This window comes from Exiguobacterium sp. JMULE1, from assembly GCF_013337175.1.
Taxonomy (GTDB): domain Bacteria; phylum Bacillota; class Bacilli; order Exiguobacteriales; family Exiguobacteriaceae; genus Exiguobacterium_A; species Exiguobacterium_A indicum.
The window spans coordinates 1,856,929-1,875,854 of sequence record NZ_SGWC01000002.1; the positions used below are offsets into that span (position 1 = coordinate 1,856,929).

The following is an 18,926-nucleotide window of genomic DNA, read 5'->3' on the forward strand; positions in this document are numbered from 1 at the left end:
GATCAATCCTCCGCTAACCAAGTTCTAAGCAGTTTTGCAAATTCGTCTGGATTTGACGCTGCTAATTTTTCTAGTTGTTTTCGTTTTTGTGCTTCATTGCTATTATCTTCAGTCGATAACTCAGGGATTTCTGTTTCGATCGGTGTCCATTCCTCTAAGCTTTCCTCTTCTTCTTTTTTACGTTTACGAACCATGAAGAAAATCATGCCTATGATGACTAAAGCTGCTGCACCTAATGCAAACCAAACCCACATCGGAATTGTTTCTGAAGTAGCGGTCTGTTTAGTTGTCGTGTTAGCAAATGGTCGAGACATGACAACTACTTTATTTGTCAGTTCCGCATCTGTTAACGTCGTTTTAGCATCTTGTTTTGTAATGGACGTACGAATGATAGAATACATCATCGTCTGTAAGTCCGTTTGTAACTGCGGATCAATTTGTGTCTGACCCTTTGGTGGTTCTACAATGATTTGAATACCTAAGTCACGAATTTCATATGGTGCCCCAGAAATCTGTTTCGTGATTCGATTTACTTCATAGTTAATAATATCGTGTGTTTTTTCACTCGTATCTCCAGCTTCACCATTTCCTGTCGGGAAATTGATTGTTTCATTTTCGCCAGTCCCAGCAGTTCCTTGATTCGCTGCACCAGTGTATGCTTCAGCTACTTTTTCAGCAGATGTGACGATTCCTTCGATTTTATCTGGATCTACTGGCTCTACTAATTTTTGTTCTTCCTGACGTTTCGTAACATCTACGTCCGCTGTGACCGATACGAGTGCTTTTTGCGGTCCAAGAACAACAGAAAGCATTTGTTGGATTTGTTTCCGTAAATCGTTCTCTGTTGCTTTTTTAAGTGCCATCGGATCTGTTCCACCTGCTGTCTGCGTCGCATTGCCCGGTTCATAGTACGTGAAGTACTGATCCATGATCGTAATGTTTTCTTCTTTAAGATTTGGAATACTTTTAGCGATCAAATGATACAGACCTTGAACCGTTTGATTATTCAAGTTACTACCTGCGCTAGAGGTCAATACGACCGATACTGTTGAAGATTCTTTCTCATCCGATAAAAAGACACTCTTTTCTGGGAGCGTAATCATGACTTTAGCTGACTCGATTCCATTGACTTGTGTAATCAAGTTTTCGAGTTCCGTCTGCATCGTGTCGCGTTCCAAGATGTTCATTTCTTTATCCGTCGTTCCGAAACCTGCGTTTTCACTAAAGAAGGAATAATCAATTTGACCAGACTTTGGAATACCAGCTGTTGCTAATTCGACTTTCAAATTCTCAACATTCGCCTCTGGAACAAGAATGGTCACGCCATTAGCTTCACTAACAACTTCAGACTGAATACCGTCCTCGTTTAGTTTTTCCGTCACTTGTCCGGCTTCTTGTGGTGATAATTTTGAATAAAGGGGTGTCATCGTAGGTTTAGATAACCAGAGAATAGCGACGATCAACGCTGCTAAAACGACGATAACACTTCCAAGAATCATCGCCTTTTTAGCGAGTGACCATGATTTCCACGTTGTATTAATGGTGTTCCATCTTGCTTTTAATCCTTCGTTCATTCAACATCTCCCACGCTTTCCTTAACATTCACAGTTGCATACGCATCATTTCTTGGTATGCTTCGATGCCCTTATTACGGACCTCAATGGCGAGTTGCATAGAGAGAGATGCTTCTTCTGTTTTAATCATAATATTATGTAGATCTGTTGACTTTCCCGTCGCCAAATCTACTCGTGCTTGAGATGAAGCGCTTTGTGTCGCATTTAATCCATTCATTGCTTGACTTAACACTTCGCTAAAGTCACTTGGTGTTGTTTTAGGAGTCATTTGATTTTGAAGAATGGGTTGTAATCCCTGAATTGCTTGAATTGCCATGGTCATTCATCATCCCTTCATTCTTACTTACCGATCTCCATCGCTTTAACAAGCATTGCTTTCGTCGCGTTAAGAGCTGTCACGTTTGCTTCATAAGATCGTGTTGCGCCCATCATATCGACCATTTCTTTTAAAATGTCGACATTCGGCATTTTGACGTATCCAAGCTCGTCTGCATCCGGATGACTTGGGTTGTATTCTAATTTAAAAGGCTCTTCATCTTTTCGAAGTTCGCTAACCGTTACACCGTTAGCCGTTTCCTTAAGCACTGCTAATTTACGAGCGTAGGGTTGCCATTGACCATCTACAAGTTCTCCCCGTGTCGTTTGAGCATTTGCAATATTTGCTGAAACCGTATCAAGCCGGAGACGTTGTGCAGTTAACCCTGATGCAGAAGTATGAAATCCACCGAACATACTCACTTTTATCTGCCTCCTCTAATTACTGATTGGATTCCTGAAAATTTCCGATTCAGCTGTTCTACTAATGCCTCATACTCGATTTGATTGCGTGATAATTCAGACATCTCAAAATCAATATCGACACCATTTCCATCGTTACGCATAGAAGTCGATTGCTCAACGATCGAACCTTGCGCATCAATTTGAGCATGACGCTTTAGACTCATTTTCATTTGAGAGTCTAGTACATCCGAAAACACTAAACGTTGCGCTTTGTATCCAGGTGTATCAACATTCGCGATATTTTTAGATATTACTTTTTGAGAATCTACAGTACGATTGACTGCTTTAGTGAGTAAAGAATAATCGGAACCTAACCAATCCATTTATCCGCCCTCCATATATGAATAGTTTGGAATTGAAGAATATTAAAACTAGTAAGTCATTAGTAACATATCTGAAATAATTGAAACAAATAGGTCAATGTTTGAAAAGGATAAATTTTAAAAAAAGGGTAATGAGATGTTCATTTTTCACCTTTAATTACCATTTTGTTCAAAAATGATAAATATTACCTATGCATCTACGAATAGAAAAAAGTTTAATTAATAAAAATGGACTAATTTATGATTTACAGAAAATGTCTAAACTAAGATTTAAAATATTTCATTCATGAGCAACAGAATTGATTATACATCTAATACAGAATGAAAAAAACACCAAATTGTAATTTCTTTGAATAAATATAAAAATAGTTCCTTCTCTTTTAACTTTTTTATCCACCCCTTTTCTTGGTATTTTTCATTGATGTTCTACGATAACCATTTAAAGAATAGTGGATCTGCATTGCTTCTTCTGTGATCTGATGGATGTTTGTAAGAAATCGTCTTTAACAAAAAAAGCGATTCTTCTCACATTGAAGAAGAATCGCTTATCTAATACAGACGTTAAAAACGATTAACGAAAAATACGCTGTATCTCATTATTTTTTTAGTTCGATTTAATACGCTCTAACTCATAAAGGAAATTATCGTTCAAAATTTTAATGTAAGTTCCTTTCATTCCAAGTGAACGCGACTCGATGACGCCTGCACTTTCGAGTTTACGCAGTGCGTTGACAATGACGGAACGCGTGATACCGACGCGATCGGCAATCTTTGAAGCGACGAGTAGTCCTTCATTTCCTTCCAGCTCTTCGAAGATATGCTCAATCGCTTCAAGTTCTGAATAAGACAATGAATTGATCGCCATCTGAACGACCGCTTTCTTACGTGCCTTATCTTCCGCCTCATGTGCCTTCTCACGAAGGATCTCCATCCCGACGACTGTCGCACCATACTCCGCAAGCACGAGGTCTTCTTCATTGAAGTCTTCCACCATACGACCGAGAACAAGTGTCCCAAGGCGTTCTCCACCACCGATGATCGGTACGATCGTCGTTTTCGACGTTTCGAACGTATCACGGTTGTCGACTGGGAATGCCGTATGTTCACTATCGATGGCAATGTTTGCTGTCGTTTCCGTGACGTTAAATAATTTTTTCGTGTAATCTTCCGGGAATTGACGTTCTTCTAAGAAACCACGGACCCGGTCATTTTCGATTTGTTGCTTGATTGCGATACCTAGTAACTTACCGCGCCGACTTACGATGAATGTGTTCGATTCCATGACTTCGCTGAGTCGATCAGCCATGACCTTGAAATCAACATGTGTGCTCGCTTCTTGTTGTAACATCGTATTCAGCTTCCGCGTTTTCGCCAATAAATTCATTTTTTCTTCCTCCACTTTATAAGATGAACTGACTTAAGTCTCGATCATCTGCTACTTTTCCAACTCGTTCCGTCACGTATTGTGGCGTGATCGTCACATCCGTCTCCGGCATGTCTGCTGCTTCGAAGGATAATTCTTCAAGGACGCGCTCCATGATCGTATACAAGCGTCGTGCTCCAATATTATCCGTCTCATCGTTTACCTGTGCAGCAATCCGTGCGATTTCACGAATGGCTTCTTCTGTAAAGGTGACATGAACGTGCTCTGCCCCTAATAATGCTTTATATTGTTTGAGTAATGCTTGATTCGGTTCAGTTAAAATCTTAACAAAGTCATCTTCTGTCAAACTATCGAGTTCGACACGGATCGGAAAACGACCTTGGAGTTCAGGAATCAGATCAGATGGTTTCGCCATATGGAATGCACCCGCAGCGATGAACAAGATGTGATCCGTCTTGACTGGACCATATTTCGTAACGATCGTCGATCCTTCAACGATTGGTAAGATGTCTCGTTGAACACCCTCTCGTGAAACACCAGCTGAATCATGTCCTTTTGTCGCGATCTTATCGATCTCATCGACGAAGATGATACCCATCTGTTCTGCGCGACGAACCGCTTCGTCATGGACTTCGTTCAAGTCGAGCAACCGTTCCGCTTCTTCCGCTGTCAAAATCGGACGCGCTTCCTTGACTGTGAGCTGACGCTTCTTCGTTTTCTTCGGCATGACTTGTCCGAGCATATCCTGAAGATTCGCGAGCCCCTCCATGCCTTGTTGCCCAGAGAATAAATCCACTTGGCGTTCTTCAACATCGACCTCAATCATGCGATCCTCAAGTTGCCCTGTCAGTAATTGCTGACGAAGTAACGAACGGTCGGCTGTCGCTTCCGATGTATCCGGCTCTTGTTGCTTCTGGTTCCCTCCAAACAACATCTCAAACGGATTCGTTCCACCACCGAGACCAGATGACGCTTTTTTACCAGATAACGCATCGACGATTCGTTCGTTCGCCACTGCTTCCGCTCGATCTTTGAGCGCTTCTTTTTTCTCATCTTTGACAAGACGTAGAGACGCTTCCACGAGATCCCGCACCATTGACTCCACATCACGACCGACGTACCCTACTTCCGTGAACTTCGTCGCTTCGATTTTGACGAACGGCGCACGGACGAGTTTCGCGAGGCGTCGCGCAATTTCAGTCTTTCCGACTCCGGTCGGTCCGATCATCAGGATATTCTTCGGTGTGACTTCATCCCGCATCGATGCATCGAGTAATTGTCGACGGTACCGATTACGTAAAGCAATCGCCACCGCACGTTTAGCATCCGCTTGTCCGATGACATGTTCATTTAACTTCTCGACGATTTGTCTTGGCGTCAATTCATGCATGGTCATTGCCTCCGATCGTTTCTAGGATGATTTGATCGTTCGTAAAGACACAGAGTTCACCAGCCGTCTCAAGCGCTGCGCGGGCGATCTCCTCTGCTGTGAGATGACTTGCATGTCGAGCTAACGCGCGCCCTGCTGCAAGCGCATAATTACCACCTGAACCGATTGCGAGAATGCCGTCATCCGGTTCGATGACTTCCCCGTTTCCGGATACAAGTAAGAGATGTGTTCCATCCATGACAAGTAAGAGTGCTTCAAGTTGACGCAACATCTTATCGCCTCGCCATTCCTTCGCCAGCTCAACTGCTGCCCGTTGTAAGTTCCCGTTATACATTTCAAGCTTCGCTTCGAATTTTTCAAAGAGTGTGAACGCGTCCGCGACACTTCCAGCAAATCCGGCAATGACTTTGCCACCATAGAGGCGCCGTACTTTTTTCGCACTTTTCTTCATGATGACTTGGTTTCCGAAAGTCACCTGTCCGTCTCCGCTCATCGCGGATTGTCCGTTATGTTGAATCGCAAAAATCGTCGTTGCATGAAACATCAATGTTTCCTCCCTTAGGCACGAGGATGTGCTTGTTGATAAACATGTCGTAATCGTTCCGTCGTTACGTGTGTATACTGACCGGTCGTCGACAGCGATGCGTGTCCAAGTAACTCCTGGACCGCTCGCAAATCGGCGCCTCTTTCCAGTAAATCTGTCGCGAAACTATGACGAAGCGCATGTGGGGTCACATGTTTCCCAACGAGTTGTTCCCCTTTTTTCATGATTTTCCGAATCGCATCCGTCGTCAATCGACGCCCTGAATGAGACAAGAACAACGCTTGCTCATGACCTGCGACTGGATCTCGTGATGGTAAGTACAGTTCTAATGCATCTTTAGCAAAGGTTCCGATTGGTGCGATGCGTTCCTTCCCACCTTTTCCATACACATGGACGTAGGAGTGATCAGTCGCGAGATCACGAAGATCCAGTTGAACGACCTCGCTGACCCGCATACCCGTCGCATATAAAAGTTCTACTAACGCCACATTCCGGTTGCCAAGCGTATCACTCGATCGAAAGGCATCGAGGAAACGTTCATATTCCGTTGGGACGAGGAATGTCGGAAGTCCTTGTTGTCGTTTTGGTGCTTTTAATCCATCGAAGGGATTAGGCTCATCGGTGTCACGTGTCAAAAAACGACCAAATTGTTTGAGGCAGGAAACTTTTTGTGCAATCGTCGCCCGCGCCAGCTCCTGATCGTAAAGAGCATACAAATAACGCCGTGCACTTGCCAATTCAATCGATCGTAACTGATGATCGCGGCAAAAAGCGGCGTATTGTCGAAGTGTTTGATCATAAGAGCGACCTGTATTCGGAGATAATTGACGTTCAATATGAACATACCGCATGAAATCTTCTAGCAGTCGCTCAAAAGCAGTGTCTATCCCCATGAATGCGCCCCCTTCTGACCATTTCATTCTCGAATCGCCCTTAGCATAGCACAGACCAAGTAGTCTGACAATAGACCAAAAACCGAAAAATTAACGAAATTATCACGCTTTTATGACAAATTAAGAAATGGGGAGAAAGAGCGCTAAATCACGCCTTTCTCCCCATCAAAAATCACATATCCGTGAAATCTTTGATTGCTTCAAGTGCTCGCTCTGCGTAGAGCGCATACTTCTCAGGTTTTTTCATCCGAACCGGATGACCGACGAGTGCTGGTACCAATCCGAAGTTGGCATTCATTGGCTGGAAGTTCTTCCCTTCCGTCGTCGTGATATAGTGCGACATCGCACCCATCATCGTTTCCTGCGGGAACGTAACCGGTTCCGCCTCATTGACGAGACGTGCCGCATTGATTCCTGCCGTCAAACCGGACGCTGCTGACTCGACGTACCCTTCGACACCTGTCATTTGACCAGCAAAGAACAAGTCGTCACGTGTACGTGTCTGATACGTTGGTTTCAATAAATTCGGTGAGTTGACGAACGTGTTACGGTGCATGACACCATAACGGACGATTTCTGCATTCTCAAGACCAGGAATCAAGCGAATGATCCGCTTTTGTTCGCCCCATTTCAAATGTGTCTGGAAGCCGACAAGGTTGAACAATGTTCCAGCTGAGTTATCCTGACGCAATTGAACGACAGCATATGGTCGTTTGCCTGTCTTCGGATCTTCAAGTCCAACTGGCTTCATCGGTCCAAACAAGAGTGTTTTCGGTCCGCGTGAAGCGAGAACTTCAAATGGCATACAGCCCTCGAAGTAAATCTCTTTTTCAAATTCCTTCAATGGAACGACTTCCGCATTGATCAGCTCATCATAGAAGAGCTGGAATTCTTCTTCCGTCATTGGACAATTCAAGTAGGCAGCTTCGCCTTTATCATATCGTGATTTCAGGTAAACCTTCTCACGATCGATCGTGTCTCCATCGAGAATCGGTGCCGCTGCATCGAAGAAGTATAGGTAATCTTCACCTGTGAATTGTTTAAGTGATTCCGATAATGCCGCACTCGTCAACGGACCCGTCGCGACGATCGTCGGACCATCTGGAATCGCTTCGATTTCTTCATGATGGACGGTAACGTTCGGGTGGTTTTTCAACGTTTCCGTCACATATCCTGCGAAGTCGTGCCGATCGACAGCAAGTGCTCCACCTGCTGGAACGCTCGCTAAGTCTGCTGCTTTCATGATCAAGGAATCGAGCTGACGCATCTCTTCCTTTAAGACACCAACTGCGTTCGTTAACTGGTTCGCTCGAAGTGAGTTCGAACAGACGAGTTCAGCGAATTGGTCTGTATGGTGCGCGGGTGTCTGTTTGACAGGCCGCATTTCATATAAATCTACTTGTACGCCGCGTTTTGCAAGTTGCCATGCTGCTTCAGAACCTGCAAGTCCCGCGCCGATTACCGTTACACGTTTCAACGGTCATTCCTCCTCTTGCTCCTGATCGATGCGTGTTTCATGATGTCCACAAGATGTACATTCTACTTTCACACCGTTCTTGATTTTCTTTTGTACCATCATACTACTACATACCGGACATGGTTCTTCGACCGGTTTATCCCATGAGACGAACTCACACTCCGGATAGTTCGAACAACCGTAGAACAAACGTCCTTTTTTACTACGACGTTCGACGATGTCGCCCGTTCCACATGTCGGACACTTCACACCGATCTCGACTTGGATCGGTTTCGTATTACGACACTCTGGGAAGTTCGAGCACGCCATGAACTTGCCATAACGCCCCATCTTGATGACCATCGGATGACCACAGACTTCACAATCTTCTCCAGCCGGTTCATCTTTGATTTCAATCTTCTCGATTTCTGCTTCTGCTCGTGTCAGACGCTTTGCAAAGGACTTATAGATTGGATCGACGACTTCCGTCCACTGCATGTCACCTTTTTCGATCGCATCGAGTAAAGCTTCCATGTCTGCCGTGAACTGGACAGTGATGAACTCTTGGAAATAGTCGCTGATCATATCGATGACGAGTTCACCGAGTTCCGTTGGTAAGAATTTCTTCTCTTCAAGCGTCACGTAACCGCGTTTTTGAATCGTATCGAGCGTCGGCGCATACGTCGACGGACGACCGATACCGAGCTCTTCCATCGCCCGGACAAGACGTGCTTCCGTATAACGTGGTGGTGGTTGTGTGAAGTGTTGTTTCGGTTCGATTGCTGATTGTTTCAACTCTTCCCCTTCATCGAGTGGAGGAAGTAGTCCTTCCTTGACGTCTGAAACCGCCTCATCGTCCGTATCTTCGATGTAGACCTTCATGAAGCCCGGGAATTTAACGGTCGACCCGTTCGCACGGAACGTGACGTCGTTCGAGACGAGATCGATTTTGACAGTATCGAGAATCGCTGGCGCCATCTGGCTTGCGACGAACCGTTCCCAAATTAGTTTATATAAGCGGAACTGATCACGCGATAAATACGATTTGACGAGTTGTGGCTCGCGCATCGTCGAAGTCGGACGAACCGCTTCGTGTGCATCTTGTGAGTTCGCTGATTTCTTTTCTTTACGTTTCTCGCTTGCGATGTATTCTTTTCCGTACGCCTGCTCAATGAACCCGTGTGCTTCGAGGTTCGCCGAATCTGACGTCCGTGTCGAATCGGTACGCATATACGTAATCAAACCGACTGTACCTTCTTTTCCAATTTCGATTCCTTCGTATAGCTGTTGTGCGATCATCATCGTCTTCTTCGCTCGGAAGTTCAGCTTACGTGCTGCTTCCTGTTGCAAAGAACTCGTCGTAAACGGTAACGCCGGATTCCGTTTACGCTCTTTTTTCGTGACGGAATCAACTGTAAAGTCTTCTGAGAGTTGATTCAAGATTTGATCGACTTCTTCTTGCGAATGAAGTTCACGCTTCTTGCCATCGACTCCGTAGAAGTTCGCTTCGAGCTTTTCACCGTTTGCATCGAGTTCGAGTTTGATCGTCCAGTATTCTTCAGGCATGAACGCATTGATTTCTTGTTCACGATCGATGATCATCTTGACGGCAACGGATTGAACGCGTCCCGCAGATAACCCTTTTTTAATCTTCTTCCATAATAACGGACTCATGCTGTAACCAACAAGGCGGTCCAAGATACGACGGGCTTGCTGCGCATCGACAAGATCATAGTTGAGCTTGCGTGGTCGCTTGAACGAATCCTTGATGGCATCTTTCGTGATTTCATTGAAGACGACGCGGCACTCCGTTGATTCATCAACGCCTAATGCTTTAGCTAAATGCCATGCGATCGCTTCCCCTTCACGGTCGGGGTCGGCTGCGAGATAGATTTTTTGTGCTTTTTTCGCAGCTGTCTTGAGTTCTTTTAAGACCGGACCTTTACCACGGATCGTGATATATTTCGGTTCATAGTCATGTTCGACGTCGACTCCCATTTGGCTTTTCGGCAAGTCAATGACGTGCCCCATCGACGCTTTCACGGTATAGTTGGATCCGAGATAACGTTTAATGGTTTTTGCCTTAGCGGGTGACTCGACGATTACTAGATATTTTGCCATTGCAATCGCTCCCTATTAGAGGCGTACTCGTATTTTAATCTCACTTATCATAGTAGTCTCGATTCCCATTTGTCAACGTTCAGCCGAATACTTTTTGAAACTTCTTCCGGATCAAGGAGTGGAATCGCTCCTTCTGCGATCAATTGATTCGTTCCGGAAAAGAACGATTCCGTGGGACAACCCGGCAAACAATAGACATCTTTTCCTTGGTCAAGCGCGTGACTGGCAGTATTCATCGTACCGCTTCGTTTCGCCGCTTCGACGATGATCAATGATGAAGATAATCCAGCAATGATTCGATTCCGTTCTAGAAATTGAAATTTTTGAATAGGAGTTCCGGGTGGATATTCGGAGAGAAGAAGACCGTGTGAGAAGATACGTTCAAAAAGAGTAGCATGGGAAGTAGGATATAGGCGATCAAGTCCGCCAGCAAGAACTGCGATCGTTATCTGCTGATGTTTTAAGGATAGACGATGGACGAGGGCATCGATACCATAGGCACCTCCGGAAACGGTGGCGAGATCTGGATGAAAGAAGGGTTGCAAGAAACGCATACGGGAAAGATGGTGCGGTGAGGGGGTTCGACTACCGATGATACTGACGCGTGGAAGTGTTAAGCGGGACGGATCACCGCGGTAAAAGAGGGCATAGACCGGTTGAGGGATCGTCAGTAACACAGTCGGAAACAGTGGATCTCCTTTGACTAGAATCGACTCTTCGATCCAATCAAGCTGTAATGCTTGTTCATACCGTTTTCGAAGACGCGTCGAAACGGGTAATTCATGACTGGGAACGATTCCGAATTGCTCAATCAATCGGACGATCGTGTACGGTACCTGACACATGGCGAAGCGGACATACAGTTCACGTTTCATGAGATCAGCGCTCCTTATTTAAGCTTCTTATTTATATAGAAGAAAGCCGTCCTGATTTGATCAGGACAGCTTCTTTTTTGATTTATTTGACTGTGCTGTTCGTCACGCACTCGTCATAGATCCCTGCTTCTTTGATGACACGGATTAACGTCTCACCAATGATAGCTGGTGTTTCTGCCACTTCAATTCCGTTTGCACGGAGTGTCTTGATTTTTTCAGCAGCTGTTCCTTTACCGCCAGAGATGATCGCACCTGCGTGACCCATCCGTTTGCCGGCAGGAGCTGTTTGACCACCGATGAAACCAATGACTGGTTTCGTCATGTTCGCTTTGACCCACTCAGCCGCTTCTTCTTCAGCTGTTCCACCGATTTCCCCTAACATGATGACGGCTTTTGTTTCTGGATCTTCATTGAATGCTTTGAGCGTATCGATGAAGTCCGTTCCATTGACCGGGTCTCCCCCGATACCAACAGCTGTCGATTGACCGATACCAGCAGTCGTCAATTGATGGACAGCTTCATACGTCAAAGTCCCAGAACGTGAGACGATACCGACATGACCTGGTGTATGGATGTATCCTGGCATGATACCAAGTTTCGCGACACCTGGAGTGATAACGCCCGGGCAGTTCGGTCCGATGAGACGAACTGGTTTGCCTTCGAGGTAACGTTTTACTTTGACCATATCAAGAACTGGAATACCTTCCGTGATACAGATGATCAACGCGATGTTCGCATCTGCTGCTTCCATGATTGCATCCGCTGCGAATGCTGGTGGTACGTAGATGATCGATGCGTTCGCACCCGTTTTTTCGACCGCTTGTGCGACCGTATCAAAGACAGGAACACCACCGAGTACTTCCGTACCGCCTTTTCCTGGTGTGACACCGCCTACGAGGTTTGTGCCGTAGTCGATCATCTGTTCACCATGGAACATCCCTTGGTTACCAGTAATCCCTTGAATAATGACTTTCGTCGATTCGTTCACCCAAATACTCATCTTTAGCTCCCCCTTACTTCACGAGCGCAGCGATTTTTTCTGCGCCGTCTGCCATTGATGTAGCTGCTGTAATCGCTAGACCTGAATCTTTGAGAATTTGTTTCCCTGCATCAACGTTCGTACCTTCAAGACGAACGACGAGTGGCAATTCGAGACCGACTTCTTTTGTCGCCGCAACGATACCTTCTGCGATGACATCACATTTCATGATTCCACCGAAGATGTTGACGAAAATCCCTTTGACGTTCTCATCCGATAAGATCAGTTTGAAGGCTTCTGTTACTTTTTCCTTCGTCGCACCACCACCGACATCGAGGAAGTTCGCAGGATCACCACTGAAGTGTTTGATGATATCCATCGTTGCCATGGCAAGACCAGCACCATTGACGAGACAACCGATGTTTCCATCGAGCGCGATGTAGTTCAAATCACTCTTTGATGCTTCGACTTCGCGTGGATCTTCTTCAGTTTCATCACGTAACGCCACGATGTCCGCATGACGATACAATGCATTTGAGTCGAAGTTCAACTTCGCATCCAGTGCGAGGACTTCGCCATCCTTCGTCGTGACGAGTGGGTTGATTTCTGCGATCGAACAATCCTTGTCGACGAAGAAGTTGTAGAGTTTTGTGACCATGCCGACGAACTTGTTGACGAGCTTCACAGGAACACCCATTGCGAACGCAAGTTTACGCGCTTGGAACCCTTGAAGACCAACTGCAGGATCGACGACTTCTTTGATGATTTTTTCTGGTGTCGCTTCCGCCACCTCTTCGATGTCCATACCACCTTCGCTTGATCCCATGATGACGACACGTCCTGTCACACGATCAAGTACGATTCCAAGATAGTATTCTTTGTCAATCGCACACCCTTCTTCGACGAGAAGACGTTGAACGACTTTTCCTTCTGGACCTGTTTGGTGCGTGACGAGCGTTTTGCCGAGTAACTCCGTCGCATATTCTTTCACTTCTTCTTGCGATTTCGCAAGCTTGACGCCACCTGCTTTACCGCGTCCCCCCGCGTGAATTTGAGCTTTGACGACTTTAATCGGGCCTGACAATTGTTCTGATGCATCGACCGCCTCTTCGACGGTGAAGGCTGCGATTCCGTTTGGTACGGGTACACCGTACGAACGAAGTAATTCTTTTGCCTGATACTCATGTACATTCATGAAAAAATCCCCCTTAACCCCTTTAGTTTCGGCTCTTTCATTGTAGTTAAAATTGGAAGCGCTGTCTATCGTTATCGACCGAAAGCTTTATTTTTTCAGAATTTCATCTTGATCGAGACGATATAAAAAGGCAAATAACTCGGCAATGACACCGTATAATTCTTCCGGAATCTGTTCTGATACTTGAACAGCATCTAGTAACGTCATCAACGTTTCGTCCTGCCGGATCGGAATATCATGTTTTAATGCCTCTTCTAAAATCCGTTCTGCGATGTGTTCCGATCCCTTAGCAACGACCTTTGGGGCATGCATCTGTTCTTCGTATGATAGAGCTATTGCTTTTTTCATATATGAAGATCCACCCTTCCGTTACGCGTTGAGATATCATGTGGTACGCGCTCTTTCGTCTGTTCGACCCAATCGAATCGCGTCAATGCATAGCCTTGTTCCTCAAGACGAGTCTGAATTTGCGGTGTGTAGGCTTGCATGAACGTATTGACGTGCGCATTTGGATGAAAGACGGAAATCGAAACATTCCGGTCTGCGATCAAGACGTCGACAGCGACCTCACCGAGCGTCGGTAATTGAAGATATAAGACGACACGGGCATGATTTGGATCAAACGTCCGTTCGAACGGTGCTTCCATCATGAGATCAACATCTTCGAACGGTCCAAATTGAGGTAATTGAAATAAATAGACTCCTTTCCCTGCTTCGTTCGTTGCTTGGACGAGTTGTTGCGCTAAAATCTGATCACTCGTCTTTCGATCAAGCGTTCGACCTGTCTCGTCACCCTTTGCCAGTTGAACGAGTTCGGTAAGGGCGTGTTTTAACTGCTTCGCTTCTCCTTCCGTCACCGGTTGACCGATTTGCCTTAGGAGTTCCCGTGTTTCCGCAGTCGGTACCGTCTGGCGTTGTAAAAAGGAGTCGAGTAACTGGGGGAGAGTCGACTTTTGCGGAACAGACTCGGTCGAGATGATTTTTAAAACTGGTTGTCCCTCTGCTGAAACGACTTGAAAGCGATACATGTTCCCTTCTTTTAGTTCAGCTGTCGTCCCTGCCGTCAAGACGCGTTGACCGACTTGGAGTTCCATTAATCCGTCGGGTAACAGCTTTAAAACTTTACCGACGATGTTTGCGCCTTCCCGTAACGGTAGGTTCGCATGATCGATGATTTTAAATGGTAATAAGGCACGATGTTCGATTTGCATGATCGTTTCCTCCTAGAGGCGTTCTTTGACAGGGCGGAATGTTTTTCGATGAATCGGTGTGACGCCCAGTGTATCGAGCGCTTGTAAATGTATGGGTGTTCCGTAACCTGCGTGTGTTTCAAATCCATATCCCGGATACTCGATCGCATATTGTTCCATCATCGCATCTCGTGTCTCTTTCGCAACGACACTTGCAGCAGCAATGGAGACACTCCGCGCATCTCCTTTGATAAGAGAGAGTTGTGGTGTATCGTCGTCGAGTGTCATCGCATCGACAAGTAAGGCATCTGGTTTGAGTTGACGAACTGCGTCTTGCATTGCCCGTTTCGATGCTTGATAGATATTAATTTCGTCGATTTCAGCCGGTTCGATGATGCCGATCGCAATCTCAGCAACTTCTTGCAAATGCTTCAGTGCCGCTTGCCGCTGTACTTTACTCATCTGTTTGGAATCCGTTAGTCCTGGATGATAGAAACCGTCAGGTAAGATGACTGCTGCTGCGACGACAGGACCAGCTAATGGACCTCGTCCGACTTCGTCCACTCCCGCAATTCGAACGTACCCTTGCTGACGATACTCGTCTTCAAACGCGAGTCGTTTCTTGAAATCGATCCGTTGCTGCTCTTCGAGTGCAAATCGTCGTTCTGTCTGACGAAACAGCGTATGCACCCCTTTTCGCGTATCTGAAGCCAGTTCCTGCTTCAATTGAATAAATTCTTCTAGTGTCGCTTTTTGCAATCGTTCTTTTACTTCTGCTATCTTCATACATCCTGCTCCTTTGAAAAAAACTTGGACATCAAAGGATGTCCAAGTCCGTTATGCATGCGTTTCCCATTCTTCGACTGTTTCAAGCGTCACCCGACCGAGCTTTTCCGTTCGTAGCTCATGCAGGAGCATTTCGCTCGTCCGCTCGAAATCGACATAGCCACCTGAGACGAAACCACGTTTTTTACCGATTGCTTCAAGTACATCAACCGCTTCTCCCGATACTTCGTCGAGTCGATAGCGCTCACGTAACTGCTCCGGATACCGTGTCTTTAGCTCACGAAGGGCAAATAGCGCGATATCGTCGATGTTTAAGATGTCATCCTTGATCGCTCCCGTCGCTGCTAACCGATATCCGACGACTTGATCGTCGAACTTCGGCCAGAGGATACCTGGTGTATCAAGTAATTCCATCTCACCTGTCTTCATCTTGATCCACTGCTGGCGTTTCGTCACACCTGGACGGTCACCCGTGATAGCGATATTTCGGCCAGCAAGTCGATTGATGAGCGTCGATTTCCCGACGTTCGGAATGCCGATGATCAAGGCACGGATTGCACTCGGATTCCGCCCTTTCTCCCGCATCCGTGCGTGTTTTTCTTTCATTAGTCGTAAAGCACCCTCATGGATTTGATTCAATCCTTTATTGTGCTTCGCGTCAACCGCAACGACATCAACACCATCTGCTCGTAATGCCTGCATCCATTGCTCCGTCACTCGTTTATCCGCCATATCCGCCTTGTTGAGGACAATCAGTCGCGGCTTACCTGCCGTGATCTGTTCGACCATCGGGTTACGGCTCGACATCGGAAGACGGGCATCGACGAGTTCGATCACCACATCGATCAACTTTAGTTTTTCTGTGACTTCCCGACGTGCTTTGGCCATGTGACCGGGGAACCATTGAATCGTCATATCCTTCACCTCGTTCATATATTCCTGGACTTCTTGCTGATCATACGATACATGAAAAAACATCCACTCCCTAGTATACGCAACTTCAGACAAGAAAAGAAGATGAGCTGCTTACTTTTAACGGCAAGCGTCTCATCTTCGTTCGTTTTAATCGACAGAGCGTACATCATTGAATGGATAGAAGACGAAGTTCGTCGTTCCGACGATTTGATCTTCATCCACAAAACCGATATCACGACTATCTTTTGAATTTTGACGATTGTCTCCCATGACGAATACTTTTCCTTTTGGAACAGTCGTCTCTCCTGTTCGCTCTTCAAGCGTGAAGTCTTCCGTCAATGGCACACCACTCATCTGAGCTTTATATTCTTTCAAATACGGTTCGGCGACTTTCTTGTCGTTGACATACAATGTATCGTCTTTGTAATACATCGTATCTCCCGGAACAGCGATGACCCGTTTGATATAGTCTCGTGTTTCCGTTGCATGGAAGACGACGATATCGCCTCTTTCTGGTTCATTAAAATAGTACGGGATCTTATTGACAATCATTCGATCCGCATTGTGTAAGGTTGGCATCATCGATTCCCCATCAACGATGACGGGTACGAACAGAAACGTTCGAATGATGAACGCGATGACGAGCGCTACGACGAGCGCCTTTACCCAACTGAATAACTCCTTCACGAATTCCACTCCCTTGATTAACGCAATTTCTTCCTAAGGACTAGTATACGCATAAACTGCAAAAAAAAGAAGCTTGTCCGGAGACAAGCCACTTTTTCACATGATTAACGACGAATTTCTTTAATACGCGCCGCTTTACCACGAAGGTTACGGAGGTAGTAAAGTTTCGCACGACGGACTTTACCGTAGCGAACGACTTCGATTTGTGCAACACGTGGTGAGTGGAGCGGGAAAGCACGCTCAACGCCAACTCCGTAAGAAATTTTACGGACTGTGAATGTTTCACTGATGCCGCCACCGTGACGTTTGATGACTACGCCTTCGAAGAGCTGAATACGCTCACGCGTACCCTCGACGACTTTAACGTGTACACGGACTGTATCCCCAGGACGGAACGCAGGGACGTCTGACTTGATTTGTTCTTGTGTAAGTTCACGGAACAATTGTTGTGTGTTCATGAATGATTTCTCCTTTTTTCACCAATGTTCTTATCTTCATTTGCTTCAAGCATCCGACAGCGGAACATCGTTAATGGGTGGCTTTTGCCACATGTTTTAACTTATCATAGATTCAGTCGTTTGACAATCCTGAAATCGAGTCTAAATAACGTTGATCTTCATCCGTCAACGATGCATCCACGAGAAGATCAGGGCGCCGCTCATATGTCCGCTTCAGCGACTGTTCCCGTCGCCATTTTTCAATCCGGGCATGGTTGCCTGATAACAAAACATCGGGTACTCGGTACCCTTTATATTCTGCCGGACGTGTATAGTGCGGGTATTCGAGAAGTCCTGTTGAGAAGGAATCATCTTCGTGACTCGCAGACGCACCGAGGACGTCCGGTAAGAGGCGGACGACTGCGTCAATCATCGTCATCGCAGCGAGTTCTCCTCCCGTCAAGACGAAGTCTCCGAGCGAGACCTCATCCGTTACCAACTGATCATGGATTCGCTGATCAAACCCCTCATAGTGACCACATAAGAAGACAAGTTCTTCTTCGTTTGCCCATTCTTCCGCCATTCGTTGCGAAAACCGTTTACCGGTCGGTGTCATGACGATGATTCGTCGTTGTCGTTCCGGTAGACTTGCCATCGCATCGAAGACGGGTTGCGGTGTCAACAACATGCCCGCTCCTCCACCATACGGATAATCATCGACCTTACCATGTCGATTCGTTGAAAAATCTCGAAAATTGATTGTTTCAAGTATGACGTGTTGATCGTCTTGCGCTCGCTTGACGATCGAATGGTCAAGCGCTGAAAACATTTCTGGAAACAACGTCAATACACGGATGTTCATTCCTCGATCAGTCCCGGAAGCGGCGTGATCTGAATGCGTTTCTGTTCGACGTCGACGGAAGCGACGACTTGCTCGATATACGGAATCAGGACATCTTTTTTTCCGTCGCGTTTGATCGTCCAGACGTCATTTGCGCCCGTTTCGAGAATGTCGGATACGACTCCTATTTTCGTCTCACCGTCATAAACCGTACAACCGATGATCTCATGATAGTAAAATTCATGCTCGTCTAAGTCCTGTAAGTCTTCTGCATGGACATAGAGTTTCAATCCTTTGTACTTCTCGACGTCATTGATATGATGCATGCCTTTGAACGTCACCATGATGAATTGTTTATGCTTCCGGTAGCCACTGATCGTTACCGGTGTATACGTGCCTTCAGAGCCGAGAAAGACTTCTTTTCCGACCTTAAAGCGTTCTTCCGGGAAATCCGTGCTTGCAAGTAACTTCAATTCCCCTTTTAGACCGTGCGTGTTGGCGATTTTCGCAATTTCCAACCATTCCATTCGTTTCACTTCCTTTCTTGAATTAAAAA

At 46.0% G+C, this 18,926-nt stretch carries 21 protein-coding genes; all 21 read right to left on the bottom strand.

Annotated elements, in window-relative coordinates:
* Window positions 1-2: 2 nt before the first annotated feature.
* Window positions 3-1,574, bottom strand: coding sequence for a flagellar basal-body MS-ring/collar protein FliF (gene fliF / locus EXW93_RS10090; RefSeq protein WP_174316422.1), 1,572 nt, complete (start codon window positions 1,572-1,574; stop codon window positions 3-5).
* 28 nt (window positions 1,575-1,602) lie between these two features.
* Window positions 1,603-1,890 (bottom strand): flagellar hook-basal body complex protein FliE, encoded by a 288-nt coding sequence (gene fliE, locus EXW93_RS10095; RefSeq protein WP_035396905.1) that lies wholly within the window; start codon window positions 1,888-1,890, stop codon window positions 1,603-1,605.
* A 23-nt stretch (window positions 1,891-1,913) separates the two neighbouring features.
* Window positions 1,914-2,312 carry a flagellar basal body rod protein FlgC gene (gene flgC, locus EXW93_RS10100; RefSeq protein WP_023468723.1) on the bottom strand — a complete coding sequence of 133 codons (399 nt, stop codon included), beginning with the start codon at window positions 2,310-2,312 and terminating at the stop codon, window positions 1,914-1,916.
* Window positions 2,313-2,314: 2 nt separating this feature from the next.
* Window positions 2,315-2,677 carry a flagellar basal body rod protein FlgB gene (gene flgB, locus EXW93_RS10105; protein ID WP_023468724.1) on the bottom strand — a complete coding sequence of 121 codons (363 nt, stop codon included), beginning with the start codon at window positions 2,675-2,677 and terminating at the stop codon, window positions 2,315-2,317.
* Window positions 2,678-3,281: 604 nt separating this feature from the next.
* The gene (gene codY / locus EXW93_RS10110) at window positions 3,282-4,061 is read right to left on the bottom strand and encodes a GTP-sensing pleiotropic transcriptional regulator CodY (RefSeq protein ID WP_023468725.1); all 780 of its coding nucleotides are present in this window, start codon (window positions 4,059-4,061) and stop codon (window positions 3,282-3,284) included.
* A 16-nt stretch (window positions 4,062-4,077) separates the two neighbouring features.
* A complete protein-coding gene (gene hslU, locus EXW93_RS10115; RefSeq protein ID WP_023468726.1) occupies window positions 4,078-5,451 on the bottom strand; it encodes an ATP-dependent protease ATPase subunit HslU in 1,374 nt (457 codons plus the stop codon).
* Window positions 5,444-5,995: an ATP-dependent protease subunit HslV gene (gene hslV / locus EXW93_RS10120; RefSeq protein ID WP_023468727.1), complete on the bottom strand. Its 552-nt coding sequence runs from the start codon at window positions 5,993-5,995 to the stop codon at window positions 5,444-5,446. Before hslV ends, hslU begins: the two co-directional genes overlap by 8 nt.
* Window positions 5,996-6,009: 14 nt before the next feature.
* On the bottom strand, window positions 6,010-6,915 hold the full coding sequence (locus tag EXW93_RS10125) for a tyrosine recombinase XerC (protein WP_231496840.1): 906 nt from the start codon (window positions 6,913-6,915) through the stop codon (window positions 6,010-6,012).
* Between the two features lie 145 nt (window positions 6,916-7,060).
* A complete protein-coding gene (gene trmFO / locus EXW93_RS10130) occupies window positions 7,061-8,365 on the bottom strand; it encodes an FADH(2)-oxidizing methylenetetrahydrofolate--tRNA-(uracil(54)-C(5))-methyltransferase TrmFO (RefSeq protein ID WP_023468729.1) in 1,305 nt (434 codons plus the stop codon).
* A gap of 3 nt (window positions 8,366-8,368) precedes the next feature.
* The gene (topA, locus tag EXW93_RS10135) at window positions 8,369-10,465 is read right to left on the bottom strand and encodes a type I DNA topoisomerase (RefSeq protein ID WP_029342082.1); all 2,097 of its coding nucleotides are present in this window, start codon (window positions 10,463-10,465) and stop codon (window positions 8,369-8,371) included.
* Between the two features lie 47 nt (window positions 10,466-10,512).
* A complete protein-coding gene (gene dprA / locus EXW93_RS10140) occupies window positions 10,513-11,340 on the bottom strand; it encodes a DNA-processing protein DprA (RefSeq protein ID WP_174316423.1) in 828 nt (275 codons plus the stop codon).
* A gap of 82 nt (window positions 11,341-11,422) precedes the next feature.
* Window positions 11,423-12,340 (bottom strand): succinate--CoA ligase subunit alpha, encoded by a 918-nt coding sequence (sucD, locus tag EXW93_RS10145; RefSeq protein ID WP_174316424.1) that lies wholly within the window; start codon window positions 12,338-12,340, stop codon window positions 11,423-11,425.
* 13 nt (window positions 12,341-12,353) lie between these two features.
* Entirely contained in the window at window positions 12,354-13,514 is a 1,161-nt protein-coding gene (gene sucC, locus EXW93_RS10150; RefSeq protein WP_023468732.1) for an ADP-forming succinate--CoA ligase subunit beta, read from the bottom strand.
* An 87-nt stretch (window positions 13,515-13,601) separates the two neighbouring features.
* Window positions 13,602-13,862: an EscU/YscU/HrcU family type III secretion system export apparatus switch protein gene (locus EXW93_RS10155; RefSeq protein ID WP_023468733.1), complete on the bottom strand. Its 261-nt coding sequence runs from the start codon at window positions 13,860-13,862 to the stop codon at window positions 13,602-13,604.
* Window positions 13,859-14,725 carry a flagellar hook-length control protein FliK gene (locus tag EXW93_RS10160; protein ID WP_174316425.1) on the bottom strand — a complete coding sequence of 289 codons (867 nt, stop codon included), beginning with the start codon at window positions 14,723-14,725 and terminating at the stop codon, window positions 13,859-13,861. Before EXW93_RS10160 ends, EXW93_RS10155 begins: the two co-directional genes overlap by 4 nt.
* Before the next feature lie 12 nt (window positions 14,726-14,737).
* On the bottom strand, window positions 14,738-15,490 hold the full coding sequence (locus EXW93_RS10165; protein ID WP_174316426.1) for a ribonuclease HII: 753 nt from the start codon (window positions 15,488-15,490) through the stop codon (window positions 14,738-14,740).
* Window positions 15,491-15,541: 51 nt separating this feature from the next.
* Window positions 15,542-16,405, bottom strand: coding sequence for a ribosome biogenesis GTPase YlqF (gene ylqF, locus EXW93_RS10170; protein WP_035396901.1), 864 nt, complete (start codon window positions 16,403-16,405; stop codon window positions 15,542-15,544).
* 147 nt (window positions 16,406-16,552) lie between these two features.
* Window positions 16,553-17,092 carry a signal peptidase I gene (lepB, locus tag EXW93_RS10175; RefSeq protein ID WP_023468737.1) on the bottom strand — a complete coding sequence of 180 codons (540 nt, stop codon included), beginning with the start codon at window positions 17,090-17,092 and terminating at the stop codon, window positions 16,553-16,555.
* 104 nt (window positions 17,093-17,196) lie between these two features.
* Window positions 17,197-17,550 carry a 50S ribosomal protein L19 gene (gene rplS / locus EXW93_RS10180; RefSeq protein WP_023468738.1) on the bottom strand — a complete coding sequence of 118 codons (354 nt, stop codon included), beginning with the start codon at window positions 17,548-17,550 and terminating at the stop codon, window positions 17,197-17,199.
* Window positions 17,551-17,662: 112 nt separating this feature from the next.
* Window positions 17,663-18,391 carry a tRNA (guanosine(37)-N1)-methyltransferase TrmD gene (gene trmD, locus EXW93_RS10185; protein WP_174316427.1) on the bottom strand — a complete coding sequence of 243 codons (729 nt, stop codon included), beginning with the start codon at window positions 18,389-18,391 and terminating at the stop codon, window positions 17,663-17,665.
* Window positions 18,388-18,897, bottom strand: a complete 510-nt coding sequence (rimM, locus tag EXW93_RS10190) for a ribosome maturation factor RimM (protein WP_023468740.1) — start codon at window positions 18,895-18,897, stop codon at window positions 18,388-18,390. Before rimM ends, trmD begins: the two co-directional genes overlap by 4 nt.
* Window positions 18,898-18,926: the final 29 nt, after the last annotated feature.